This window comes from Bradyrhizobium sp. JR4.3 (assembly GCF_040547695.1).
Lineage (GTDB): Bacteria > Pseudomonadota > Alphaproteobacteria > Rhizobiales > Xanthobacteraceae > Bradyrhizobium > Bradyrhizobium canariense.
The window spans coordinates 1-24,098 of sequence record NZ_JBEPQF010000026.1; the positions used below are offsets into that span (position 1 = coordinate 1).

Annotated in this window: 20 protein-coding genes; 12 read left to right on the forward strand and 8 right to left on the reverse strand. The window is 59.8% G+C overall.

Features of this window, described 5'->3' with window-relative positions:
- Positions 1-324: 324 nt before the first annotated feature.
- Genes ABIB91_RS30760 through ABIB91_RS30770 form a run of 3 tightly spaced genes read right to left on the reverse strand, consistent with a single transcriptional unit; the run spans position 325 to position 4,073 of the window.
- Positions 325-675 (reverse strand): phasin, encoded by a 351-nt coding sequence (locus ABIB91_RS30760; RefSeq protein WP_007601250.1) that lies wholly within the window; start codon positions 673-675, stop codon positions 325-327.
- A gap of 17 nt (positions 676-692) precedes the next feature.
- Positions 693-1,556: an alpha/beta fold hydrolase gene (locus ABIB91_RS30765; RefSeq protein ID WP_007601249.1), complete on the reverse strand. Its 864-nt coding sequence runs from the start codon at positions 1,554-1,556 to the stop codon at positions 693-695.
- Between the two features lie 9 nt (positions 1,557-1,565).
- Positions 1,566-4,073 carry an alpha/beta hydrolase gene (locus tag ABIB91_RS30770; protein ID WP_354170233.1) on the reverse strand — a complete coding sequence of 836 codons (2,508 nt, stop codon included), beginning with the start codon at positions 4,071-4,073 and terminating at the stop codon, positions 1,566-1,568.
- 133 nt (positions 4,074-4,206) lie between these two features.
- On the opposite strand from ABIB91_RS30770, the gene ABIB91_RS30775 reads away from it, so the two are divergent.
- The 5 genes from ABIB91_RS30775 to ABIB91_RS30795 all read left to right on the forward strand — a co-directional run bounded on the left by ABIB91_RS30775 (position 4,207) and on the right by ABIB91_RS30795 (position 7,585).
- Positions 4,207-5,133, forward strand: coding sequence for an alpha/beta fold hydrolase (locus ABIB91_RS30775; protein ID WP_354170231.1), 927 nt, complete (start codon positions 4,207-4,209; stop codon positions 5,131-5,133).
- Entirely contained in the window at positions 5,130-5,723 is a 594-nt protein-coding gene (locus ABIB91_RS30780; RefSeq protein WP_007601246.1) for a hypothetical protein, read from the forward strand. The genes ABIB91_RS30775 and ABIB91_RS30780 overlap by 4 nt, the downstream gene beginning before the upstream one ends.
- 89 nt (positions 5,724-5,812) lie before the next feature.
- On the forward strand, positions 5,813-6,460 hold the full coding sequence (locus ABIB91_RS30785; protein ID WP_007601245.1) for a CoA transferase subunit A: 648 nt from the start codon (positions 5,813-5,815) through the stop codon (positions 6,458-6,460).
- A 4-nt stretch (positions 6,461-6,464) separates the two neighbouring features.
- On the forward strand, positions 6,465-7,115 hold the full coding sequence (locus ABIB91_RS30790; RefSeq protein ID WP_007601244.1) for a 3-oxoacid CoA-transferase subunit B: 651 nt from the start codon (positions 6,465-6,467) through the stop codon (positions 7,113-7,115).
- A gap of 11 nt (positions 7,116-7,126) precedes the next feature.
- Entirely contained in the window at positions 7,127-7,585 is a 459-nt protein-coding gene (locus tag ABIB91_RS30795; protein WP_007601243.1) for a MaoC family dehydratase, read from the forward strand.
- A 17-nt stretch (positions 7,586-7,602) separates the two neighbouring features.
- Here the strand turns inward: ABIB91_RS30795 and fabI are convergent, their stop codons facing one another.
- From fabI to ABIB91_RS30815, 4 genes are read right to left on the reverse strand one after another with little or no spacing between them, the layout of a single operon-like run.
- Entirely contained in the window at positions 7,603-8,391 is a 789-nt protein-coding gene (gene fabI, locus ABIB91_RS30800; protein ID WP_007601242.1) for an enoyl-ACP reductase FabI, read from the reverse strand.
- On the reverse strand, positions 8,388-9,602 hold the full coding sequence (locus ABIB91_RS30805) for an acetate/propionate family kinase (protein WP_354170228.1): 1,215 nt from the start codon (positions 9,600-9,602) through the stop codon (positions 8,388-8,390). Before ABIB91_RS30805 ends, fabI begins: the two co-directional genes overlap by 4 nt.
- Before the next feature lie 5 nt (positions 9,603-9,607).
- Positions 9,608-10,570, reverse strand: coding sequence for a phosphate acetyltransferase (locus ABIB91_RS30810; RefSeq protein WP_007601240.1), 963 nt, complete (start codon positions 10,568-10,570; stop codon positions 9,608-9,610).
- Between the two features lie 23 nt (positions 10,571-10,593).
- On the reverse strand, positions 10,594-12,819 hold the full coding sequence (locus ABIB91_RS30815; protein ID WP_354170226.1) for a DUF3141 domain-containing protein: 2,226 nt from the start codon (positions 12,817-12,819) through the stop codon (positions 10,594-10,596).
- 262 nt (positions 12,820-13,081) lie between these two features.
- Here ABIB91_RS30815 and ABIB91_RS30820 point away from each other — a divergent pair, with 262 nt between their 5' ends.
- From ABIB91_RS30820 to ABIB91_RS30850, 6 genes are all read left to right on the forward strand, one after another.
- Positions 13,082-13,615, forward strand: coding sequence for a GNAT family N-acetyltransferase (locus tag ABIB91_RS30820; RefSeq protein WP_354170224.1), 534 nt, complete (start codon positions 13,082-13,084; stop codon positions 13,613-13,615).
- A gap of 270 nt (positions 13,616-13,885) precedes the next feature.
- Entirely contained in the window at positions 13,886-14,344 is a 459-nt protein-coding gene (locus ABIB91_RS30825) for a hypothetical protein (RefSeq protein WP_354170222.1), read from the forward strand.
- A gap of 807 nt (positions 14,345-15,151) precedes the next feature.
- The gene (locus ABIB91_RS30830; protein WP_354170220.1) at positions 15,152-16,417 is read left to right on the forward strand and encodes a glycosyltransferase family 2 protein; all 1,266 of its coding nucleotides are present in this window, start codon (positions 15,152-15,154) and stop codon (positions 16,415-16,417) included.
- Positions 16,414-17,466: an HlyD family secretion protein gene (locus ABIB91_RS30835; RefSeq protein ID WP_007601235.1), complete on the forward strand. Its 1,053-nt coding sequence runs from the start codon at positions 16,414-16,416 to the stop codon at positions 17,464-17,466. Before ABIB91_RS30830 ends, ABIB91_RS30835 begins: the two co-directional genes overlap by 4 nt.
- Positions 17,467-18,417: 951 nt before the next feature.
- Positions 18,418-19,182 carry an outer membrane protein gene (locus ABIB91_RS30845; protein ID WP_354170218.1) on the forward strand — a complete coding sequence of 255 codons (765 nt, stop codon included), beginning with the start codon at positions 18,418-18,420 and terminating at the stop codon, positions 19,180-19,182.
- 277 nt (positions 19,183-19,459) lie between these two features.
- Positions 19,460-20,509 (forward strand): SphA family protein, encoded by a 1,050-nt coding sequence (locus tag ABIB91_RS30850; protein WP_354170216.1) that lies wholly within the window; start codon positions 19,460-19,462, stop codon positions 20,507-20,509.
- 211 nt (positions 20,510-20,720) lie between these two features.
- Here ABIB91_RS30850 and ABIB91_RS30855 read toward each other — a convergent pair whose 3' ends face one another.
- Positions 20,721-21,254, reverse strand: coding sequence for an HdeA/HdeB family chaperone (locus ABIB91_RS30855; RefSeq protein ID WP_007601232.1), 534 nt, complete (start codon positions 21,252-21,254; stop codon positions 20,721-20,723).
- 1,114 nt (positions 21,255-22,368) lie between these two features.
- On the opposite strand from ABIB91_RS30855, the gene ABIB91_RS30860 reads away from it, so the two are divergent.
- A complete protein-coding gene (locus tag ABIB91_RS30860; protein WP_354170214.1) occupies positions 22,369-22,851 on the forward strand; it encodes a T6SS phospholipase effector Tle1-like catalytic domain-containing protein in 483 nt (160 codons plus the stop codon).
- Positions 22,852-24,098 lie beyond the last annotated feature (1,247 nt).

Below are 24,098 nucleotides of genomic sequence, written 5' to 3' on the forward strand. Positions count from 1 at the left end.
CGCTTTCCACGGCATCTACACCTCCCGCAGAACAAAAGCGGAAAGTGTAACCCATGTGTCCGGTACGAACTGTCACCTATGTCTCGGGTCGCTCACCACATGACGCCAATCTGCGATATTTCCTCCGATCGTCCGCCTAAACGGTGGGTTAGATCAGGGTAGGTGCTCGCGCACGGGCAAGGCCTTCCGTCATGAGACGGCGGAACCTCGGAAAACCCAAATGCAGAGTTGCCTGGTGGGGTTTCATCACGTCACTCATTGATCCTAGTTGCTCAATAAACGATTCCCAGCTTTGCAAGCGACAGCGTCCGCGACGAGCGTGGCTCAATTCTTTGGTGCAAACGCTTCGGTCGCCGCCTTCATGGCAGACTCGCTCATGCTTTTGCTTTGCTCGGTGAGCAATCGCATTTGCGCCTGGAAAAAATCAGATTGAATCTCGAGCGCGTCCTGCATGTCCTTGGCCTGCATGAGTTTGTCGCCGAGGCCGAACGTCGCCGTGACGTTGCGTTGCATGTAGCCGCAGAACTCCTTGGCGTGGTTTGCTATCGGCAGCTTCGAGGCGTTCAGTCCCATTTCCAGCTGCTCGAAATACTCCGCGTTGGCCTTACGCAGGCGAAGAAGCGTCTCGGCGAGCATGGTGCGGATATCCGCTGCGGATGGATTGATATCGGCCATGGTGTCATTCCTCCTTGTTATGCCGCAAGTCCCCCGAACCACGCACCAAAATAGCCGGCGTAGAGCGCGGGCATTTCGAGATTCATCGAATGTCCGATACCGGGCACGACGACGAGGCGGCAGTCCGGCATTGCCGCGGCCATCGCATGAAGATCCGCGGGAGGGATCCAGCCGTCCCGTTCGCCCCACAATACCAGGTGCGAATGCCCGATCTCCGGCATGCGGCTCTCCAATTCCCGACTCTCCCGCTCGCGCGTGAGATTGACGGGCGTCCCGATCCAGATCCCTTCGGAGACGCCGAAGGTTTGTTCGATGATCCGGTCGAACAGCGCCTGGATGTCCGCGCCCCCTGGACGGAATTGCGGGACCTTATTCGGCGCCATGCTTTCCGGCACGAACAGCGATGAGGCCGCGGTCGCCATCACCGACCGGGTCACCTCCTTGCTCGCCATCATGGCGCGGAACAGCCCGATCTGGTCGGCATTAAAAGCCATGCCGAGCGGCGTGACCGGATCAAGCGCAAATACCCGCCCGAATCGCCGTGGCTGCATCAGGAGCATGCGGGCCGCGATGATGCCGCCGGTTGAATGCGTTGCAAGATGGCAGTAGTTGATGTCCAGGGTATCGAGCGCAGCCAGCATGTCCTTTGCGTGCTGCTGCATCGTGTAGTTGGTGTAATCAACCGCAGGTTTCGGCCGGTCGCTGTCGCCGCAGCCGCGCCAGTCAATGCCGATGACGCGAAGACCAGAAGGAAACAGCGGCGCAGCGAGTTCGATCCAGTCCTTGCTGGCGAGATTGCCGTGGATGAAGACGACGGTAATGTCGCCTTTGCCCCACTCTCGCCAGCCCAGCTGGACTTCGCCCGCCTGCACCATCGGCATGGACCGGTCCTACTTGTTCAGGCCGGCGGTGGGCGCGGCGCCGGCCGGCGTCGGTGCCACCGGCAAAGCAGAAGCTACCGAGCCCTTGATCATACGATCGGTTCCGACCGGCGACGACGTGTCGACGCTTCCGCGCGTCACGAAATCCACTACATCTACCGGGTATTCAACCGGGTTGTCCGTGTGGATGAAGTGCCCGGTCTCCGGATAAATCTTGAGGATCGGCCGGTTGCCCGCATTGGTCATGCGTGTCATGAAGGGCGTGATGGCATCGCGTCCGAGATCCGTCAGTCCATTGAACGCCGGCGTCGGGATGAACGGCTCCTTGTCGCCGAAGGCGAGAAAGATCGGAGCCTTGATCTGCGTGAGCCGCTCGTACAGGTTTTTCGGATCATCCTGCTGGAGCTCCGCTCCGATCGTGTAGACGTCGTAGATGAACACGTTGCACCACTGCTCGAGCTCCTTCGGATTGCCTTTAGTCAGCCCAACGCGCTGCTCGGTGTGGAAGCGGGCATATTCGCTGTCGCTGAAGAAATAGCCGCTCTTCGCCGCAGACACCGCGCCAGTCTCCGGATCGCGTTTCTTGAAATAGAAGAAGTCGCGGATGTTCTGCTCGTCACGCGCCTTCTCGGCGGCCAGAATGCCGGTCTGCTCCCAGGTCGCCCTCCACTTGTCGAAGTCATGATCGAAGGCCGGGTCGAACAGCGGCGCCTTTTTGCCCTTGGCGATGGTGATCTCGCGAGGATATTCCTCGAGACCTGATGGCGCCTCCAGCGCGAGACCCTGCACTGCATCCGGCCAGGTCAGGGCATAACCCATCACGAACTGACCGCCGAGCGAATGGCCGAGATAATACGCCTTCTTGACGCCGAGCTGGTTGACGACGAGATCGTAGATGACCTCGCGCATGTCCTGCATGGTGCGCGCCGGACTCTTGTCGAGATTGCCGGGTCCGGACATACCGTAATGCGGCAGGTCGGGCACGATCACGCGCAAGCCGCTACGCAGCGCATACTGCATGATGTTGCCGTAGTGCCCGCCGAACGCGCCTTTGCCATGGACGATCACAAGGATCTTCGGATCCTTCTCCGTGCCGGCGTATTCATCCATGTAGCCGATCTGCCAGGAATTTCCGCCCTTGTCTTTGGCATTGGCGTATTTGACCGGATAGGGATAGGTCACGAACTCTTTCCAGAACGACTTTTTGGGGTCGATGTTCTCGGCGACGCCGGGCACGCGATAATTCTTGTCAACGAATTTCTGCGCGCGGTCGAGGCTCGCCACATCATCCATGAAGGCAACGAACTTCGGGTCGTTCTTGCGCTGGTTGATGATCGGAAACACACCATAATGTGCGACAGGACTTTCCTGAGCGATAAGGTCCGCACCGGGTACACGGTCGACAGCCTTCTGAGCCAACTTGAAGTTCAGCCACAGGTCGTTGGTAATGTGCATCACCAGCGTGCGCGCCTGGATCCGGCCGAGATAAGCATTGATGTTGTGGGTCTCGCCGACACGGTTGCGCCAGACCAGGTCGACCGCATCGTAAAGCTTGGCACGGTTGACGACGTTCAAAGCCGCCTTTTCGTTCGGGGGGTCCCAATAAAAAATTTCGGGCTGGACGGCGCCCCAATTCTGGGTCGTACGGAACGCAAAGTCATAGCCGGTCATGCCGAGGATCGACCAGCCGAACGCCACGCCCGGCATCGGATGCTTCTCTTTGGGCAGCTTGTAATAATCACCATTCGTTTCCTGCCACACCGGATCGGATTCGATCGCCGCGGTCATCATCTGGAATGTCCAGTTGCCGACAGGATCTTCCCCATCCGACTGCGTGGTGCCACCGATCGGCATCATTGCGCCGATATATTCGGGATGCATCACGCCCCAGACATAGGTCTGCGTGCCGCCCATGGAAACGCCGGACACTAGGGCCACGCGCGCGACCTTCAGCCCGTCGCGCAGCATGCGATAATTGGCCTGGACCATGTCATAGTAGCTGTACTGCGGAAACTTTACGCCGAGACCGTCCGAAGGTTTGCTGGCGCCCCAGGTTCCGAGCGGATCGACCATGATGACATAATAACGATCCGTATCGATGGGACGGCCGGGACCAATAATTGGCACGGTGCCTGACAAGGCTGCTCCTTTGACCCACTGCTCGTACATGTCGGTGGCATCGCCGGAATAATATGAGTTGATGACGACGGCATTGGTGATCTCACCGGCGGCGTTGCGCCGCGGCGTACCGACCGCGATATAGGCGGTGTGCAATTTCCCGACGCCCAAAGATTCGAGCGTGACGCCGCCCTCGCCGCCATTCTCCCACTTCGAGGGATCGGCCAGATCGTACTTGCCCCCAAGTCGAAAATTCGCGATCTCGTAGGTCTTCTTCAGCCCGTCATGCTGCATCTGCGACGAGCGGCGCGTGAAGGGCTGCGCAACCGCGAGCGATGTCCCGATCAACAGCAACAGCAGGCTGATGAGATATCGCCGCATGACATGTCTCCCGACCATGGCGAATTCCTCCGGCAGGCTTTGATTTTGCCAAACGCTAGGAGAGGACGCGGCGCGACCCTTGATCTAGCGCAAGGGAATTCGCACTGCCCGCGCGAGTGTCTTGGCACCGAATTACATGCCGGACGCCGCGATGCCTTTCCTCACGCACGGCTCCTACCGGATCCGGTATGAGCTCGACGGTCCTGTGACGGCGCCGGCCTACGTGCTGGTCAATGGACTGACTCAATATTCCGAACTGTGGACCGCTTATCGCGACGCGCTCATCGCACGGGGATTTCGCGTTGCGACGTTCGATCTGCTCGGCCAGGGCGCCTCCGACAAGCCTACGCTTTTCATCAACCAGGACGACCATGTCCTTGCGCTGCATCGCCTGATCGAGATGCTCGGCGAAGGTCCAGTCTTCCTCAGTGGAATTAGCTTCGGCGGCCTGATCGCGCTGCGCTACGCGATCGAGCATGGGGCGCGCCTCTCGGGTCTGGTGCCAATGAGTTGTTTTGCCGAGCTTTCGCCTCAACTTCTCCTGATCGGCAACGCACTACGCACCGGCCTAATTCTGGGTGGAACCGGCTATCTCCAGGATCTGCTGCTGCCGATGAATCTGTCCGATGAATGGTTGAAGCCGCTGCTGGATAAGCTCGACGGTGTCAAGCGGCAGGGCTGGCTGGTCAATGACCTCTACGCGCTGCAGAACCTGATGGAGTCGTTCCTCGACTTCCAGCCGCTGACGCCGCAACTCGCCTCGATCGCCGTCCCAACCATGATCCTGAACGGAGAGTTCGACTTCCTGACGCCGCGCGCCCTACACGAGACGCTGCGAGTCGGAATCCCCAACAGCGCGCTCGTGATCATCCCGGGCGCCTATCACGCTTTCACGTTGGAAAAGGGTGCGCTCACAGCCGACCTGCTCGCGCGCTTCGCCGATGACGTGCTGGCCGGACGCTGGCAAGGTAACAAAGCGGTCTGGATTGCGCCCGAAGACCCTGGTGGTGAGCTCACTCCATTTCCCGCCAGCTACGACCATCTGCGTGCCATCCCCGTCCAGAGGACCCGGGCATGAGCGGACTTCTCGGACCACTCGACTCCGAAGGCCGAGTGCCGCACAGCCAGCAGACTCGCGTCGCCGCTTTCCTGATCTCGGCCCATGGCGCTCTCGCAAGGCAATTCGCCCTCGCCCTGCCGGCGAAGTTCGAGGCCGGCTGGCAGACAGAATTGAACGCTCAGTTCTACCGAGAGAGCGAGATCGTGTCGCTTCTGATGCGCGCAACCACATGGGTGCCGGACCTTGCCCTGGGCTATATGGCCATATCCTGGGAGGCCGCCTGGCTTCCGACGCCGAACGAAGGCATTGCCGATCGCATTCTTTGGCAAGCAGTCCACCTCGCCACGCTCGCGCATGCCGTCCACGCCGGGATCCGGCCAGCGGCGTTACTACCGCTTGAGGCAAACCCGAATGACCCCTTCGTGATGGCGCTACGCCGCATCGAGTTCGAGAGCGGACGTCTGTTGCAGGCGCAAATCCTGTTCCTGAAAGGTCCCGACCTGTTACCCTTCCGTGGCACCGTCAGCACAGTCCTGGAAAGCCGACACACCGAACTGCGCAAGCTCTGGCACGACGCGCTCGCGAGCGTGGGAATCGTCCGCGAATGATGCGGAGCCTTGACGCAGATCAAAGCAGCGCGATTTCCGCCCTCCAGCATTCATCGACGCCCTGCACGCGCCGACCGGAGTTCTCCCTCATGAAGGCCATCTCCCTCGAAGAAGCCGTCGCGATGATCCCGGTCGGCGCGAGTGTCATGGTCGGCGGATTCATGGGTGTCGGAACACCGGAGCGCCTGCTCGACGAGGTGGTGCGGCAGAAGAAGGGCGGTCTGTCGCTGATCTGCAATGATGCGGCGATCCCCGGCAAGGGCGTCGGCAAGCTGTTCGATGCTGCGCTGGTCGCGCGATTGACCGCAACGCATATCGGTCTCAATGCGAAGGCACAGCAGCAGATGCTGGCAAACCAGATCACCGTCGATCTGGTACCCCAGGGAACCTTCGTCGAGCGCATTCGTGCGGGTGGATGCGGGCTAGGTGGAGTTCTGACGCCAACCGGCGTCGGCACGCTGGTTGCGCAGGGCAAGCGCGAGATCGAAGTCGACGGAAAGCCTTTTCTGCTGGAGACAGCCTTGCGTGCACAGTTTGCGCTAGTGCACGCCTTCCTTGCCGACTACCTCGGCAACTTGGCGTACGCACTGACCTCGCGCAACTTCAATCCAGTCATGGCGATGGCCGCCGACACCGTGATCGTCACCGCGGAGAACATTGTGCCAATCGGCGTGATCGCGCCCGACCACGTCGTGACCCCGGCGCCGCTCGTCGACTACCTCATTACAAACGGGTGACGACATGGATCCGCAGATCATCATCGCCCGGCGCGTCGCCAAGGAGCTTCGGAGCGGCGACCTCGTCAATCTCGGCATCGGTATCCCGACGCTCGTCGCGAACTACGTTCCAACGGACCTGAAGGTATTCTTCCAGTCGGAAAACGGCCTGATCGGAACGGGGCCTATCCCCGAGCAAGGCCTGGCGCATCCGACGCTAACGGACGCAGGGGGGCGCCCGATCAGCGCGCTGCCCGGGGCCTCGACCTTCGACAGCGCGATGTCGTTCGGACTGATCCGCGGCGGCCATGTCGACGTCACGGTGCTTGGCGGCCTTCAAGTCGATGCCCATGGCCATCTCGCCAACTGGATGATCCCGGGCAAGATGGTTCCAGGCATGGGCGGCGCCATGGATCTCGTGAGCGGCGCGAAGCGGGTCATCGTCGCCATGCAGCACGCAGCAAAGGGCAAGTCGAAGATTGTTGCGAAATGCAGCTTGCCGCTCACCTCGGCGCGGCCAGTGAATCTAGTCGTCACCGACATGGCTGTCATCGGCTTTGCCGATGGCACGGCGACGCTTCTTGAGACCGCGCCGGGCGTCACGATCGGCGAAGTGATGGCTGCGACTGAAGCCGACCTTCTCGTCGGCGACCATGTCCCGGAGATGATGATCTGAAGGTGAAGGACATGCGGATATTCGGCAATTTTGATGAGATAAGATCTGCGGTCGGTACCGAAATCGGCGCTAGCGACTGGATCGAGGTAACGCAGGACCGGATCAACAAGTTTGCGGAAGCGACCTGCGATGAACAGTGGATCCATGTCGACCAGGAGCGCGCGAGGAAAGAAATGCCCGGCGGCACTACCATCGCCCATGGCATGCTGTCCCTGGCGCTGGCACCGATGTTCATCCGCTCGGTGATGGGGTTAAAAGGCCTCCGAAACACCCTGAACTACGGCGCCGACAGGATCAGGTACCTTTCGCCGGTCCCGGCGGGCTCAAAGCTGCGTGGCCGCGTCAGCGTTGCTGAGACGGAGGATGTCCCTCCCGACGGGCTGCGCGTGAACTATCATCTGGTCATCGAGATCGAAGGCGGCAATCGACCGGCCTGCGTGGCCGAGCTAATCGCCCTGCACTATCGCTGAGTCGCATCCCGTCCCCTTCAGTCGATGATGTGATAACCACCATCAATATAAAGAACGCTTCCTGTAATGAGCTTGGCGCCGTCGAGCGCGAGAAATGCCGTGGCGTTGCCGACGTCTTCAATGCTGACCAGGCTGCGCGACGGGGCCTTGGATTGCGCCTTGTCCATCAGTTCGTCGAACTCTGGAATGCCTGATGCCGCTCGCGTAGCCAGCGGCCCGGGCGAAATCGCGTGCACGCGGATGCCCTTCGGCCCAAGCTCGGCGGCGATGTAGCGGACGGAGGCTTCGAGCGCCGCCTTGGCCACACCCATCACATTGTAGTTTTCGACCACCATCTGGCTGCCGTAATAGGTCATCGTGAACATGGTGCCGCCGTTCTTCATCAGCGGCTCGGCCAAATGCGCCATGCGCATGAAGGACCAGCAGGAGACCTCCATCGTCTTCAGGAAGCCGTCGCGACCGACGTCCACCACACGTCCGTGCAAGGCTTCCTTCGGTGAGAATGCGATCGAGTGCAGCAGGAAATCGAGCTGGCCCCAGTCCCTCTCGACCCGGGCAAACACTTCTTCGGTCTGCCCCTCCGTCATGACATCGAGTGGCATGAAAATAGACGCCTCAAGTGCCTGGGCAAGAGGCTCGACGTGCTTCTTCGCGCGGTCGTTCAGGTAAGTGACAGCTAGATCGGCACCAAGCGCACGAAAGGCCTTGGCGCATCCCCACGCGATCGACTGGTCGTTGGCGATGCCCACGACGAGGCCTTTTTTCCCCTTCAGGGCAATCTTGGTATCCGGAAATACGGGAATCATGATGCCCTCTCCTGTCTTTGATTGCTCGATGTTCTGTTCATCAGCACTGACAGAGTGTGCTGCGCGATCATCAGCTCCTCGTCGGTCGGCACCACATAGACTGGAATGCGACTGTCGGGACCCGAGATCAGCTGTGAGTGGCGCGTATTCTCGGCTTGATTGAGGGTGACGCCCAGCCACGCAAGCTGGCCAGCGACATGCGCGCGAATTGTTGCGGAGTTTTCGCCGATACCAGCCGTAAACACAAAGGCGTCCAGCCCCTGCAGCGCTGCGGCAAGCATGCCGGCGCTGAGGCCTATGCGATAGCAGAAATATTCGACGGCCAGTCTGGCTCTCGGATCGTCACTGCTCTCCAGCACGCGCATATCGTTGCTGACGCCGGATAACCCCTTCAAGCCGCAATCGCGGTAAAGGAAGTTCTGGATGTTGGAGGCAGACATCCCCTTCTCGGAAATGAGATAGAGCACCACCCCAGGGTCGATCTGACCAGGGCGGGTTCCCATCGGAAGCCCGTCGAGAGCGGTGAAGCCCATAGTGCTTTCGACGCTTCGTCCCACGCTGAGAGCGCACATCGAGGCGCCGCTTCCGAGGTGAGCGACGATAACCCGCCCATTCGCAACTTTCGGCGCGACCTTTGGCAAGGTCTTCGCAATGTACTCGTAAGAGAGACCGTGAAAGCCGTAGCGGCGTACGCCCTCGGCATAAAGATGATGTGGAATCGCATAATGATCGGCCACCGCGCTATGTGTGCGATGAAATGCGGTATCGAAACAGGCGACCTGCGGAAGCTCCGGGAAATTGCCGAGAATCGAGCGGATCGGCGCCAGATTATGGGGTTGATGCAGCGGCGCGAGCGCGATGTACCGCTCCAGCCGGGTCACGACACCATGATCGAGCTGGATCGGCCGATCGTAGTCCGGGCCACCGTGAACGACGCGATGACCGACCGCGATCGGGTGAATGCGTTGCTCGTCCCGCAACCAGGCGCCGGCAATGTCCATCGCGGCCGGAACATCCGGCACCGCCTCGATCGGATAGGCGCGATCCGCAACCGGATCGCCGGTGGAGCCACTCGCGCGCAAACGCGGGCGGCTGCCGATCCCATCCATCTGCCCTTTCAGCTGTCGCCGCAATATTCCGTCCCCCTCGATCGAGTAGACCTGGAACTTGACGCTGGAGGAGCCGGCATTGACCACAAGGATGGTGTCCATGGCGTTCACGCGGCAATCGTTGGAGCACGCCGGCGCCGGGCATGGGCATACAGCGCTGCGACCGCGCACGAGGCCATCCGCGCACGCGCCGAATCCGCGCGTGAGGTCAGGACGACCGGGACCCGGGCTCCGAGCACGATGCCCGCGCCGTCCGCCTTGGCGAAATAGGCGAGGTTCTTTGCCAGCATGTTGCCGGCCTCCAGGTCGGGAACGACGAGGATCTGCGCGCGACCGGCGACCTCGGACTTGATCCCCTTGATGCGCGCCGCCTCCAGGTCGATGGCGTTGTCGAAAGCCAGCGGTCCGTCGAGGATCCCTCCGGTGATCTGCCCGCGATCCGCCATCTTGCAGAGTGCTGCCGCCTCGATCGTAGACGGAATTTTCGAGGTCACGGTTTCAACCGCTGACAGGATTGCCACGCGCGGTGACTTGCCGAATCCAGCTTCCACGTAAAGATCGATCGCGTTCTGGATGATGTCGCGTTTGGCGTCCAGATCAGGGAAGATGTTGATGGCCGCGTCCGTCACGAAGATGGTCTCGGCATAGGCCGGCACGTCCATCACGAAGACGTGGCTGATACGGCGGTCGGTGCGCAGGCCTCCGGCCTTCGCGGTGACCGCGCGCATCAATTCGTCGGTGTGCAAGCTGCCTTTCATCAACAGCTCACCTCGGCCGGCGTGGATCAGCTCTACCGCCTTTGCAGCGGCTTCATCGCTATGCGCTGCGTCAACGAGCTCGAAGGCCGCGATGTCGAGACCATGCCTGGCGGCCGTATCCCGGATCTTCCTTTCAGGTCCGACCAGGAGCGGCCGGATGATGCCGGCCTGTGCACTATCGACAGCGCCGCGCAATGAGCTTTCATCGCAGGGATGCACGACGATGGTTGGGGCCGGCGGCACGGCCTGCGCGGCCGCTATCAGACGGTCGTACTTGCTCGGGGACTGTGCCTGCGACGTGTCGGCTGACATGAGCCGGTTCCTTCCAGACAGCGTTACGATGCCTTCGCCTTGGGGTCGAAAGGGGCAACGTTCGACGCCCTCCCCGACGTTTCGGCGTCGAGACCGAACAGCTGCGCGACACGCTGCAGGCGGCTGGCGCGCTCGCCTGTGATGTCCTCGCTGGCCGACAGCACCTCGCTCATCGTCGTGAAAGCCGCGCGGCGCTGATTGACATCGTCGGGAAGCAACTTCGGGATAACGGCCAGCGCCGCCTCGCGATCGAGCAGCAGCATGAAGAACTGCTCGCGAACCAGCATCTTAAATTCGGCAAGCGCTAATCGCGCTCCGCTGTTGTCGTGACGAGCCTGACGCAACGCCTCGATGCTGCGTTCATCCACCATTCCTCTCGCCGAGCCGATATAAAGCAGGGCACGGATGGCCGCCTCGCGAAGCCCGCCTTCGCCAATCCTGGATCGGAGCTCGGCGATCCGTTTGTCGAGCATGGCACGGTGTTCGGCCGGCATCTCGCGCCCGCGCGACGGTTCAGCTTTCGGATCTATGCCGACCGCCGCCTGTAGCGCCGGGGAGCCGTAGACGTTGAGGAAGATCGCCTCGCTCATCGCTTCCTGCGAATCGCGCCAGCTGTCCAGCGCATGAACGATCTGCTTAGAGACCTGCTCCTGAAATGCCAGGAACGGATTGTCGTTCGAAACCGGCTTGCGGTTCTCTTCTAGCCCTTCCGCTGCCGATTTCACCGCCGTCATCCATGGATTCTGACTGCTGAAGGCCTCATACTGCGTCCGCAGCGGGTGCAGGTTACGCATCAAATCTGCCGTCTGCGGCGCCACCATGCCCTTGATCCAGGGCTGCACGAACTTGCGATAGGCGGCAAGATTAAGCTCCGAGACGCGTTTGGCCGCGGCAAAGCGCCGCTCGTCCTCAGGCGAATTGCCGCCCATGGCACGAATATCCTCGAGCGTTCGGGCCTCGCAGCGCATCACCCATTGGCCAACAACGAGATCGGAACTGGTGGTTTCCTCGTCCTTGGCTTCGAACGTCGCTTCGTAAAGGCCGGGCGGTAGTACATCGATCAGATCGATGTTGCTGGAAAATTCAGCGTGCTCCTTCTTGGCGACGCCGCCCGAGACGAAGATGCCGAGATGGCCGACGCTCTCGTGAACGGTATAGACGATCGTTTGCCCATAGGCCCTGATGTCATCCACGTCGGCGTAGCATTCGAGGATCCAACCCAGCGCCTGCTGCGGCGGAGTGATGTTGTCGCCCTTGGAGCAGAACACCACGATCGGCGAACTGATGTTGCGCAGGTCTACCTTCTGCCCGTCGGATAGGGTGATATTGCCAGCGGCCAAGTTGTTGCCAACGAAGAGTTCGTCGACAATGAACTGAATCTCCTCGGCGTTGAGATTGACGTGCCCACCCCACCAGCGCTCGAACTCGAGGTAGCGATCGGCTTCGGTATCCACCTTCGAATAGACATTGTACTGCTTGGTCCAGAGCGTGTTCGACGGGTTTTGGCCTTCGAAGTTCTGGACCAGCCAGGCACCATCGAACTTCCCACCGCCGAGATCGCTAACGAGCGCAGTTAGCCAGCTTCCGCCCAGCAGGCCGCCCGAATATCGCATCGGATTTTTACCATGCACGCCGGCCCAGTACGCGAGCGGGGCTCCGGCGATGATCAGTGGACCGAACAGATCCGGCCGAACCGAAGCCAGGATCATGACCGCCCATCCGGCTTGGCAATTGCCTATGACGCAGGGTTTCCCGTCAGCGTCCGGATGGAGACTGATCACCTTTTCGATGAACAGTGCCTCGGCACGCGCGATACGCTCGATCGTCTGGCCCGGCACCGGCTCCGGCAGGAAGCCGATGAAGTAGCAGGGATGTCCCGCCTTCATCGCGACGCCGATCTCGCTGTCGGCCTTGAACCCGCCGATCCCTGGACCGTGCCCGGCGCGTGGATCAATCACGATGAACGGCCGCCGTGTGGAATCGATCTCGACGCCGGCTGGCGGGATAATGCGGACAAGCGCGTAATTGACGGGCTCGTCCAGCTTGCGGCCATCGATGATCAGTTCGGCCGCATATTGCAGAACGTGTGGCGCGGTTTGGGCGACGTGCTCCCGATATTGGTCGCCGCGCCGGCGCATCACATCGAGAAAGAGTATGCTCCGTTGTCCAGCATCGACCATGTATTCAACGGCCGAGGCGACGAGACCGGACATCGAACCGCCGGGTGATCTAGGCACTTCCATCTGCATGCTCCGACCTCAATGTCGTATGAAGGCATCCAAAGCCCGCCGCAACTGCAGGCCTTTGATATAGGTCAATGCTGGACGACGAGTATGCCGACCCAGTCGTGTCACGTCGTCATCCCGCCCGAATGTGTCGAGCTGACTGCCGAGATTCAGGCCGCCCGCTTTTTGCGGGCCCTTGATACAAATCAAACGGGCAACCGACCGCCCCGTTCATAGACCAGCCTCAGGCCGACGTGTTTTCCGGCCGCCTGAGCCGAGACCTCGCATGTCGGACATCGCCAAATACAGCGTGACGGAACACTTGCGGGACGGCAGCACGGCCGAAATCCGAGCGCTGCGGCCGGCCGACGAGACGGCTGTCCTCGACGCGCTGGATCAGACCAGCAAGCAGTCGTTGCAGCGCCGTTTTTTTGGGATCAAGCGTCATTTCTCGGACAAGGAGCGCGCGTTCTTCATGGATATCGACTTCATGAATCACGTCGCGCTGGTGTGCGAGGTCGGGCAGCCCGAGCGGAGAATGATTGTCGGAGGCGCTCGATACGTCATGTTTGAGCCCGAACGAGCCGAGTTGGCCTTCGTCGTTGTCGACGCTTGGCAGGGCCGAGGCATCGGCTCCATCTTGATGCGCCACCTTGGCGAGATCGCCTCCAATGCCGGATTGCGTGAACTCATCGCGGAGGTCCTGCCCGAGAACAAGTCGATGCTGACGGTGCTCGGCAGGTTCGGCTTCAGGCCGGCCGGGAATCGCGACCCACAGGCAATGCATTTGGCGCTACTCCTGGGCAAAGAGGGGCAGTGATCAATGAGCGGTACATGGTTCGGGTCCGCGCTCAAACTCAACGCTGGTTCAGAGACCACAAGAACTCCAGCAGGATCATGCCGCGAGGTGCATCCGTCGGCGTTACGGAAAGCGTGGGCCGCCGGCATGAGCACGTGTTGCTGTAAGGCGGGTCCGAGAATACCGGACGCACCACCAGAGAACACGCTCTCGCGCATCGCCAAGCCGCGGGTTCTCTCGCGCACGAGCCATCATGAACCTTGCTGATGTCGCAGTCGTAAGAGGCACATTATGAAACCCTTTACTCTGCTGCTCGCTTCAGCATCTATGTTTGTATGCGCTGGCGATAGCCACGCAGTCGTGAGAATTGCCAATGACCGTGGTGGCTTGATTCAACGTTACCTTGATCGATATGATGAGTTGAATGAGACTGGCCAGACTGTGATTATCGATGGCCTCTGCGCGTCCGCCTGCACGATCGTATTAGCAAAGATCCCATCAGATAGAGTTTGCGTGACAGAAAGGGCAAACCTTGCTTTCCACGCAGCTTGGGATCTCAGCGCCGGCGGACGCCATATTACAAATCGAGAAGCTACACGGATGATCTATTCCATGTACCCGGCTCCAGTTCGGAGTTGGATCTCAGGCCGGGGTGGTTTGTCGCCTCACACAATCTTCCTTCGCGGTGCGCAGTTGCAGACGATATTTGCGCGCTGCTATTTGGACTCTGCAGTCTTCCTGCGGTCATAGTCCTTCGCCGGCGTCTGGCCTGCTATGTACAGCGATTGCCGCATGGGAAGTCGAAAAAGGCGCTTTGATCTATCTCAATTCTCTGACAGCAGCGGGCCTCAGTTTGAGGGAGTCGCGTCCATCGCTCCGCCGCGCCGGCCGGGCGGTTGGGCGCTTCCAGGGAGCTCGATATGATCAAGTCGCTCGGAATTGCCACGTTCGCCTTCTTCTTCGCAGTATCCGCTCAGGCGATGACACCTGCCCCGATTGCACAGCCCGAAAGCCTGATTACGGAAGTTGCTGCTGCCTGCGGCGTCGGTAGAACACGTATCAACGGCGTGTGCGTCGCACGGACGACGGTCCGTCAAACCCGTCGGGCGGTCCGCAGATGTGTTAGAGGGACAACGTGCTGATTGGTTGTCCTCAAGGACAATACGCAAAGTGGTTCGTCGTGATTAGATTTAGCAAGTACCGACCCCAACGGTACACCGACGCCCCCACCGGCCTCAGCCTTTCCAGACTGAGGCCGTCTTGCGCCTGAAAGGTTGGACGGACCGGTCACCTTGTGGGATTTATCGACGCGGCGAACAACTCCAACCGCAACGCTGATGCCGGCACGCCAACAATCAGCCTCAAGAGCAAGCTGTCATCGTCAACTGACGAAGCCAACGCTGCAGTTGAATAGCGCAGACACAAAAAGCAAATGTTTACGCAATTTACCACTCGACCATCAACGTGATGGTCTTCATTTTCCCGTCTGATAATTGCCTTGCGCGCCTTGTTTGGTCGGATGCTCGGAATGGTCCTGTCGTAGCGGAGGTGGCCGGCATGTCCGAAATGATGGAAGTGCTCGCCGGAACGAGTTTATTTCTACTCGCCTTCTCGCTGCTGATATTCGACATCCCCCGCTACACCTTGTCGCTGGTGTCTCTTGCTCTGTTCAGCTCGAAGCGGCGAAGCGTCGGCGGGACGGTTTGCCAGGCGACGGTAAGCGTGATTATCCCGACATTCAACGGCGGCTCCGGGCTTGCTCCTTCGATCAGCTCGCTGCGCCGGCAAACCCTCCGACCTGTCGAAATCATCGTCGTCGACGACGGCTCCACCGACGCAACACGCGCGGTCGCGGAGCGGGCGAAAGCGCAGGGCCTGGTTGACATGGTCATCTGCCATGGAACGCGCTGCGGCCGCAGCGCTGCCATCAACGCTGCAGCACGGTTTGCACGCGGCGATCTTCTTTTGACCGTAGATGCCGACACTGTCTTCGAACCGAACGCGGTTGAGCGCCTCGCGGCTGCCTTCGACGATCCGCTCGTCGCCGGCGCAAGTTGCAACATCGCGATCAGTAACGAGCGCGACTCGATATGGACAGGACTTCAAAGCGTCGAATACCTGATGTCGATCACCGCGGGGCGGTCGATCCTCGACGTGGTGGATGCGATCGCGTGTCTGTCCGGAGCCTGTTCCATGTATCGCCGGGATATTTTCGCGCAGCAGGGCGGGCTCGACGTCGGCCCGGGAGAGGATATGGAGTACACCTTGCGGCTCCGCAGACTCGGCTATGTCATTCGGTTCGTGTCCGACGCCTGGGCGGAAACAGCCGGCCCCGCAAGCGGCGTAAGTCTATTGCGACAGCGCGCGCGCTGGGATCGCGATGCTCTGCGCATCCGCTTCATGATGTATGGCGAGCTGAGTTTTCGCCATCCGCTGGAGCGTTTACCGGACACGATCCAACGGCTGGACTTCATCGTCTTTGATCTCGTCCCGACGCTCAGCCTGCCGTTCTACTTGGCCTACATTGTGCTGTTGTTCGGCTCGGATGCCGTGCTGTTTCTGTCGGCGGTCTACCTGGTGTTGCTCTGGATCTCGGTCTTCAATATGGCACTTGTGTTCGCCCTGTTCCATCGATCCGTCGGAACGTTTGGCTGGAAGATGGCTCTGATCTTTCCCTTTTACCAGGGTGTCTATCTGAAGTGCGCGCGGTTCTTTTCCTACTCTTCGGAAATCATCTTTGCCTCGTCGCGGAACGATGATTTCGTGCCGCCGCGCGTTCGCCGTGCACTATTCGGCGATCCGACGAAGGAAGTGGCCAAATGACCGTCACCCTAACACGACTCGATCCCCATATCCCCGATCCCATCGAGAGCCGTCGGCGTGCGGCCGGACGGGCCGTCCGCGCCGCCTATGCGACAATCGTATTCGGCATACTCGCATTCTTTGTCGTCTATTTCGGGAGGCCAATTCTTTATCTCGGCGGCCCGGGCAGCGTGTCCTCACCGAGATATTTGGTTTCACTGCCTTACATCGTGCAGATCAACAGCATCACCGTGCTGAGAGGTGCATCGGTCAAGGCCGGCGACGAAATCGGAAGGGTTCGGTCTCCGCAGCACGATGAGATTGTCGCCACCTATATGCGCTCGCTCGCGGACATCGCCGGTCGCAAAGCGGAACTGCGTGTTAAGGCCCGGGTTGCGCGCGAATCTCTCGACGCGGCGCGCTCACATCTGCGGCTTGCTGAGGAAGCTGTCGAACTTATCGCAAACTCATCGGCCGCGAGCCTGAATTACCGCATAGACATGTCCCGGGAGCGCGCCTTGGCGAACAAAGCCGTGGTCTCGCAGGAGGCGGAAGCCGCCGAAGCCAGCACTCAATTGGCCGCTCTCGACGAATTCAGCCGGCAACTCGGTGATCGCCTCGAAAAGGTTGAAAGCAGCTTTGCAGACGGGAGAGTCTTCGCGCCCATAGCTGGCATAGTCGCGAACAATCCTGCGCGCGCCGGCCAATCCCTGGTGGCGGGCACTCCGATTGCAGAAATTCTCGACCCCACGGATGTCTTTGTCGACTGGTACGTTCCTAACGAACGCCTGTCCGATCCAAAAGTTGGCAACGAAGTCTTTGTGCTGTTCGGCAACCGACGAATTCTGGGCAAGATCGCGGAAATCCTCCCGGTGTCAGATGTGTACCCCGGGGCGGGTTCGTCGGCGGCGCGCGAGCGTACCGCCTCGCAAATCGCGCGAATTCGCTTCAACCCAGGCGCTCATCGCCCGGCGCTGAACTCGGCCGTCGACGTTCACATGCACTACACACAACTGAGCGCGCGGATCGCTTCAGTGCTGGTGAGATTATTCGGGCTCGACGAGCTGTGAGAGTGCGCGAGGTGCAGCATGCAGGTCGAAGCGAACCAAACGGGTTGCCCGGCTTGCGGCTCCTCCACGCTAGAATTGTTTCCAGTATTCCACCACATGATGTGCGCCTATGTTGGTCCGGAGTATGACTTCACGCCAAACATCGCGGGATATACGTGCCCGAAGTGCTGCCGGGGCATTGTGCCAGCTGACCCAGCTTGCGAGATCGTGGGGACTAGCGCGCGCTGCACCCGATGTCGGGGTGAGATCGTCATGGCGCCAGAGTGTGCCGGCTAGCGCGTAAGGGTCAGCGGTCCGTCTTGTATGCCGGCAGCCCGAAAAGCTATTTCCGGCCGGGGCATTCACCCATTGGCACAAAGTGCACTGGCCAAGCACTGCGCATCTGCTTGTCTAGAGTGCGCCTTGCCGATTCTTTCCAGCCCCCAAGCTTCCAGGATTGGCGAGATCGTACAGGCCCCGGCGCGGCATCAGCTTCGCCGGGGCCACGGACGCGGGGATGGTCCTGGACTATGGACACAGAGGCAGATCGGCAACGAGGTTTGGAGTTGGGTCGCCGCTGGGCAGAGCATGCTTCGGCGCACGAGCTTGCCACCATGGTGAGCGGGTCGTTTGATGATCTCAGCGAAATTCTGCCGGCGGACGCATCTGATGAGTTCGTCGGCGGCTTCCGCGAAGGCGTGTTGCACGTCTGCGCGGGGCCTAGGATCTCAGCATAAGGGTGCGGAGATGAGACCAAGCGCCCTTGCCCCCCCATCGCGGAAAATTCCAGGCGGCCAGTTGACTGGTCAACATTCCTGACACAACTCAAACGCGCAAGTTGCTCAATTTTCCCAACTGTTGCCACGTAAGCACACCGAATTCCAGGCGGCTCAGCTAGCTTCGAGCTGGAATGCGGGACTGCCAAGAAAAGAGCCGGCATCGTTAGGGTGAAACGTGGATGGAGCAAAAAGAATGAAGAAGATTTGGTTGAGTGGCATGGCCTTGCTGGCCGTGAGCATGGCGGCACCCGCGTCAGCGGCTGATCTGGCTGCTAAACCTTATGTCAAGGCCCCGCCCCCGGTGATCGCGCCGATCTATGATTGGACCGGGTTCTACATCGGCGCCAACGGCGGTTGGGGACAAAGCCACGGCTGTGTGGATTTCGTGACGCCAGCAGGAACGGTCGCAGGTGGTTGCGCCGATCGCTCCGGCGGCCTCGCTGGCGGACAGATCGGGTACCGCTGGCAAACCAATCAGTTTGTGCTCGGCCTGGAAGCGCAGGGAGATTGGGCAGAAATCAAGAATACGCGCGTCAGTCTGATCGACCCGCTGATTTCGACAACCGGTAAGATTGACGCCATCGGCCTCTTCACGGCGCAGCTCGGCTGGGCGTGGAATGCCTCGCTGTTTTACGTGAAGGGCGGCGGCGCCGTGACGCGCAACCGATTCGATATATTCAACAACGTCACCGGGGTCGGCCTGGCATCGGCGGGCCACACGCGCTGGGGCGGCGCCCTTGGCGTGGGCTGGGAGTACGGCTTCACGCCCAATTGGTCGTTCGGTATCGAATACGACCATCTCTGGATGGGCCGTGATAATGCCGGCTTCGCAGGCATAGTCACTCCCGGAGGGTTCGTCCTCACCGGCAGCGGCGTCAGCCAGGATGTGGATATGGTCACGCTTCGGTTGAACTACCGCTTCGGTGGATACGGCGCACCGGTCGCGGCAAGATATTGATCGCACCCACCTTGGCAAACCAAAGCCCCGGCATGCCGGGGCTTTTTTGCGCTTATGAATCTTGGCGCTCGAGAAGCCGAGCATCTCCAGCGCAAGCACCTTGAGGGCTGCAACTGCGTCATCGCCCAAGACAATTGTCTCGAGCTGTTACCATTCTGTGTCGCATTTGGACGTTGCTTGTGCCTAGTAGTGAAGGCCGTCGTAACCTGGGTCCTGCGGTTCGCGGAGCGCTTTGCTGTAACAGCGCTTGCTGCAAGTACTGCCCAGAGGTTTGCAAATGGGATCAAACAAACAGGGAAGCTGCGTCATCGACTATCTGGCGGTGGCCGCTCTCGTGCTTTGCGCTGATGTTTCGCATGCCGACCAGGGCGGTAGCTCATTCTGGTTTCCGGGTCAGTTTGCAAGTCTCTCCGCGGTGCAGCAGACACCGGGCTGGGCGCTCAGTGTCATCGATTACCATTCCAGCGTCGCCGCCGCGGGGAGTGCTGCTGCGGCCAAAGAGATCCTGGCCGGCAAAATCCCCGCGAACGTCAACGTTAATTTGAATCTGCGTCTGAACGGGCGGGCCGATCTGGTCGCCCTTACGCCATCGTATACTTTCGCTACGGCGGAGCTTGGCGGTCAGTTGGTCGTAGGTATATCGGGCCAGTACGGCAGAGCCGCCACTAGTATCGCCGGAACACTGACAGCGATAGCCGGACCGATTGTGGTGACGCGTACCGGAATGCTCGAAGGCTCGCTTACCTCCTACGGCGACCTCGCGCCCTTCGCGCAACTACTATGGAACCTTGGCGTCGACAATTACATGGCTTACGTCACGGGCAATATTCCCGTCGGCGACTATGATCCGACGCGGATTCCCAATATCGGGCTCGGGCACGGCGCGATCGACATTGGGGGCGGCTACACCTATTTCGACCCGGCGGCAGGAAACGAAATCTCGGGCGTCGCCGGCCTGACCTACAATTTCAGGAATCCCGACACCCAGTACCGGAGCGGCATCGATTTCCACTTCGACTGGGGCGCATCGCACTCCCTCACTAAGCAGCTTTTCGTCGGCATTGTCGGATACGCCTACCAGCAAGTCACCGACGATTCCGGCCAGAACCCGATCCTCGGTAGTTTCAGGTCACGCGTTTTCGGTGTCGGTCCGCAAATCGGGTACAGCTTCCCGGTCGCAGACATGCAGGGCTTCCTTGGTCTGAGGGGATACGGCGAATTTGGTGCAGCGAACCGTCCCTCGGGATGGAACACCTGGCTAACGTTCACTATTTCCCCGTCCGCTCCCGCCGCCGTAGCCGCCAGGAAACATTTGGTTGTGAAATAAATCGGTTCCGAACTGGAAGGTCGGCTGCGGTCGGCCGAGGTCTCAAATGAGTCAAACTGCGAAAAACTCCAAGCTTCGCAAATCTTGTCCGACATGCGTCACTGAGCGAACCTCGATGAAATGCGCCGCTACTTGGCTGACGGCCATCAACAGGAGTCAAACTAATACAGGGCGCGCTCTGTTGCTCGCAAGCGGCGGGAGACTGGTCCAGCTAACTAGCTCTATTCTGAATGGCCGTTGGTAAAGTGCGGGATTTGTTCTTCTTGCAGTATGCGACGACCGCACTGGAGTTCCTCTGCAGGCGCTCGTAGTCCAATACACTGTTGCTTGCTGCTGCGTTGTAGTAGCCGCTCATGAAGTATCTTACAAAATCTTGATCCGCTGGACCGTATGCCAACCAAGTTCCGCAGGTGATCTTGTTAAAATCCAGCGTAGCGTTAGGCACCGCAGTTACGCCTATCGATTTTTCCAGCCCTACCATCACACTGGCATTCGGGTTGGACTGGCACCACCCTCTTACGTTTGTGACATTTGCCCGATGCAGGTCAAAATCAACAAACGTCCTCCGACTTTCATAACTAAACCAGCCGGTCATCCAAGCCGAAAATTTGCCCGACGGTGTAGCCGGCATGGCGAGATATTCGCTACAGGTGATGCTGCGAATGTCCGTCGTTGTGCCAAGCGCCTCACTGGCGAACGTTGGGGCGATTAGGACGAACGTAACGATACTGAACCTGCACCTCATTGTGACGACTCCCGTAACGAGTGACCGACAGACTAATCGCGATTTGCTGTCACAGGACCTGCATCCCGCGGCTCCAAAGAGTAATCACCCATAGTGGCAAGTGCCCGATTTGATCTAGATCAACCCACCAGGTAAGGAGGAGAGTCAGCCCGCTGCGCGGGACGCGATAAACTGCAAATCGTGTCACCGTTGTGACTGATGTCACGTGGAATCCCGTCTTGCCAAACACGTTCCAATGCTGTGCTTCGGTGTGCTCCCTGCCAGCGGGTCCCCGCGGCATGTGCAGGTCGCTCATTGATATTTGCCGATCGGACATTGACTTGGCGATCGGTTTTGCAAGGGGCTTTGCTAAACATAAGCATGCCGCGTTAGGCCGCGTTTGTCCGTGCGCGGTGGCTCTGTCCACCGCCCAGGGAGCGGCTTTTCTCGCGATGCGACGACAATTGCGATCTGTTCTCATTCGCCGGCGGTAACTGGCCTAATGTAGCCGGTAATGGCAAAAATCGATTTGCGAGCTGCCTGCTTGATCTGCTTCAATTCTCTTCTGGCTATCGGACGTAAGCTAAGCTTCTTGACAGGAGCAACAGCAGTGCCAAGCGCAGAACAGTGCCGAGAGTATGCTGCCAAAGCAAAGGAGGGGCGGATTTCTGCCCGCCGGTGCTCGGTACTAATGAATGTCGCCCGTAGCTGGACAGCGCTGGCCCACCAGCTTGAGAGCCTGACAGACATCGTCAAGGACGAGGCCAAGTGAAGGCTGCCTCGCTGGCCCGCACTGCGCCTCAATAATGAGCGACGACCGCATCCCCACCAAATTTGTACGATAGACGGGCGCGTACCACATCCAGTGTCTGACTTCCGCCCCTGTCCGCCGAACTAGGAGGGCTGGTGGAGATGGCAGTGAACTGGAGATGTGCGCTACCGAAGTCGTAGTGCTGGTACTCAAAGCGACCGATCCAGTTGCTGCCAAGCAGCTTCGCCTTGACGCCCGCGGAAGGCGCCAAGTTGATCCCGCCGCCCTCGGCCACAAATATCTGGGCGCGGCGCTCGTGACCTCCGGCATTGCGCTACTGATCGGGTTGCACTGGCTAGGTGGCTTCCTTCAGCCGGTCTTTCCATGGTCCAGATGGGTGGCCTGGATTCTGAGCTACCTCGGCATCGCCACAGCGCCGATTGCTTTTTTCATGAACTATCTGAAGATCGCGCCATCTTGCCCGGTTATGGATTCTGGAAGCGCCTGCAGACGGTGCATCTCGCTCCGCCGAAGCACAAATTCTACGACACGACCCTCAATCCGAGGGTGGGCTACGCTAAACATGCGATCTCGATCGACGAGAGCCGCGCCGATTTCAAGCGTGTCACTTGGTCGCCCACGGCCGAGAAGCAGGACAAACGAGACGTGCACGACAACCTTTTCTTCGAACAGGTCTGGTTTTCGGGCGTGCACGCCGATGTCGGCGGCGGCTATCTCGAGAACGAGGCTCGGCTCTCAGACGTCGCGCTCAACTGGTTGTTCGCCGGAGCTTCGCTCATCCCTGGCGGCCTGAAACGGGACGGCAGTATGCTACGGCTGTCGCCCAATCCCGCGGGTGCACAATGAGCAGGCGGGAGGCTTCCTCAAGGCCGGGTTCGTGACCTGCCGATCGACCCGGAGACGGAAGACTCGAGATCACCGATGCACAAATCGGTCTATCGGCGTTCGGAGCAGCGTCCGTTCTTCTCTACGATCGCATGGCGGCCTACCGCCCGGACAACATGAGGGTGCACGCGACTTCAACCACTACTTCGATGGGAACGCGGCGCAGCTGCCCCAATGCGCCGCCGATGACATTGAAAGGAAGTGGGAAGATGCCGACCATGTCTCGGGCGGCTCTGCCCCAGATGCAACATTGATGGAGCAGTTCTGTCGGGCGGCCTTCGAGACGCCTTTGGCCTCCGCGGAGACGAGGAGAGCACATCACAATGCCGAGAGTCGCCGCCCGGCCGTCAAAAAACACCGTTTGAAAAACCGTTTTAGTTCGGCCTTCTCAAACGGTTTCTCTCGCTAAGGTCTTGATTTAAATGGTGGGCGCACCAGGGCTCGAACCTGGGACCCGCTGATTAAGAGGCGTATGATTTCGCAACAAAATCAAACGTCATTCCGACAAACGTTTCGTTCAACCTGCATTGAACTCGCAATAGGATTTCTCGTTGTCGGAATGATTGCCCCGGGGGCACCGAGCGGTAATAACCTCGCTCGAAGTGCGCAAATGGCGGCGATTCAATGCGCGATCCACGTGGCCTCGGCAGGTTCAAATCCCGCAGGCGCAACCACCGATACCGACATTCGGTCCAAGTTGCGATCTGACTGAGTGACGCCCTGCGTCCCGAACGCAAGGGCTATCTGCTAAGTTATTGAATTTTATGAAATCGGCGTTCAACTTTCCTCGTTTTGTTCACGTTCGTTCGCCTATTTCGATGCGATTTCGTTACGCCTTGCCCAAGCAGAAACAAGGATCATGGCGCGAGCTCACTGACCGCTGGGTCAGGCAGCTTCCCCACCCGGCTTGGGGTTATGGTGCGCTCGGAAGGCGGAGAAAACACGTGCAGTTTGAGACCTTGATCGCCCGAAGTGTTCCTTAAGGCAGGCTTGGAGCCCAAAAGTGCATTTCAGCATGCATGTGGAGTGCGTGCATTTGTGCATAGCCTGCTGATCGGCATCCCGGTTTAAAGCAATCGCGTACAAGTGCGACGCGCGCCAATTCTCACGTCGGACTCAGATTATCTCGTCTCTTCCATGCCTAGCTCGTCCACCTCGTCGCGCTATCGCCAGGTGGCGCCTTTGTCGCCTTTCCCGGCCGACGGTTG

Bases quoted from the DNA above. Each gene is read 5' to 3' on its own strand.
- ABIB91_RS30760 (WP_007601250.1), bottom strand. From the start codon at position 675: ATGGCCGATATCAATCCATCCGCAGCGGATATCCGCACCATGCTCGCC.
- ABIB91_RS30765 (WP_007601249.1), bottom strand. From the start codon at position 1,556: ATGCCGATGGTGCAGGCGGGCGAAGTCCAGCTGGGCTGGCGAGAGTGG.
- ABIB91_RS30770 (WP_354170233.1), bottom strand. From the start codon at position 4,073: ATGGTCGGGAGACATGTCATGCGGCGATATCTCATCAGCCTGCTGTTG.
- ABIB91_RS30775 (WP_354170231.1), top strand. From the start codon at position 4,207: ATGCCTTTCCTCACGCACGGCTCCTACCGGATCCGGTATGAGCTCGAC.
- ABIB91_RS30780 (WP_007601246.1), top strand. From the start codon at position 5,130: ATGAGCGGACTTCTCGGACCACTCGACTCCGAAGGCCGAGTGCCGCAC.
- ABIB91_RS30785 (WP_007601245.1), top strand. From the start codon at position 5,813: ATGAAGGCCATCTCCCTCGAAGAAGCCGTCGCGATGATCCCGGTCGGC.
- ABIB91_RS30790 (WP_007601244.1), top strand. From the start codon at position 6,465: ATGGATCCGCAGATCATCATCGCCCGGCGCGTCGCCAAGGAGCTTCGG.
- ABIB91_RS30795 (WP_007601243.1), top strand. From the start codon at position 7,127: ATGCGGATATTCGGCAATTTTGATGAGATAAGATCTGCGGTCGGTACC.
- fabI (WP_007601242.1), bottom strand. From the start codon at position 8,391: ATGATTCCCGTATTTCCGGATACCAAGATTGCCCTGAAGGGGAAAAAA.
- ABIB91_RS30805 (WP_354170228.1), bottom strand. From the start codon at position 9,602: ATGGACACCATCCTTGTGGTCAATGCCGGCTCCTCCAGCGTCAAGTTC.
- ABIB91_RS30810 (WP_007601240.1), bottom strand. From the start codon at position 10,570: ATGTCAGCCGACACGTCGCAGGCACAGTCCCCGAGCAAGTACGACCGT.
- ABIB91_RS30815 (WP_354170226.1), bottom strand. From the start codon at position 12,819: ATGCAGATGGAAGTGCCTAGATCACCCGGCGGTTCGATGTCCGGTCTC.
- ABIB91_RS30820 (WP_354170224.1), top strand. From the start codon at position 13,082: ATGTCGGACATCGCCAAATACAGCGTGACGGAACACTTGCGGGACGGC.
- ABIB91_RS30825 (WP_354170222.1), top strand. From the start codon at position 13,886: ATGAAACCCTTTACTCTGCTGCTCGCTTCAGCATCTATGTTTGTATGC.
- ABIB91_RS30830 (WP_354170220.1), top strand. From the start codon at position 15,152: ATGTCCGAAATGATGGAAGTGCTCGCCGGAACGAGTTTATTTCTACTC.
- ABIB91_RS30835 (WP_007601235.1), top strand. From the start codon at position 16,414: ATGACCGTCACCCTAACACGACTCGATCCCCATATCCCCGATCCCATC.
- ABIB91_RS30845 (WP_354170218.1), top strand. From the start codon at position 18,418: ATGAAGAAGATTTGGTTGAGTGGCATGGCCTTGCTGGCCGTGAGCATG.
- ABIB91_RS30850 (WP_354170216.1), top strand. From the start codon at position 19,460: ATGGGATCAAACAAACAGGGAAGCTGCGTCATCGACTATCTGGCGGTG.
- ABIB91_RS30855 (WP_007601232.1), bottom strand. From the start codon at position 21,254: ATGAGGTGCAGGTTCAGTATCGTTACGTTCGTCCTAATCGCCCCAACG.
- ABIB91_RS30860 (WP_354170214.1), top strand. From the start codon at position 22,369: ATGGTCCAGATGGGTGGCCTGGATTCTGAGCTACCTCGGCATCGCCAC.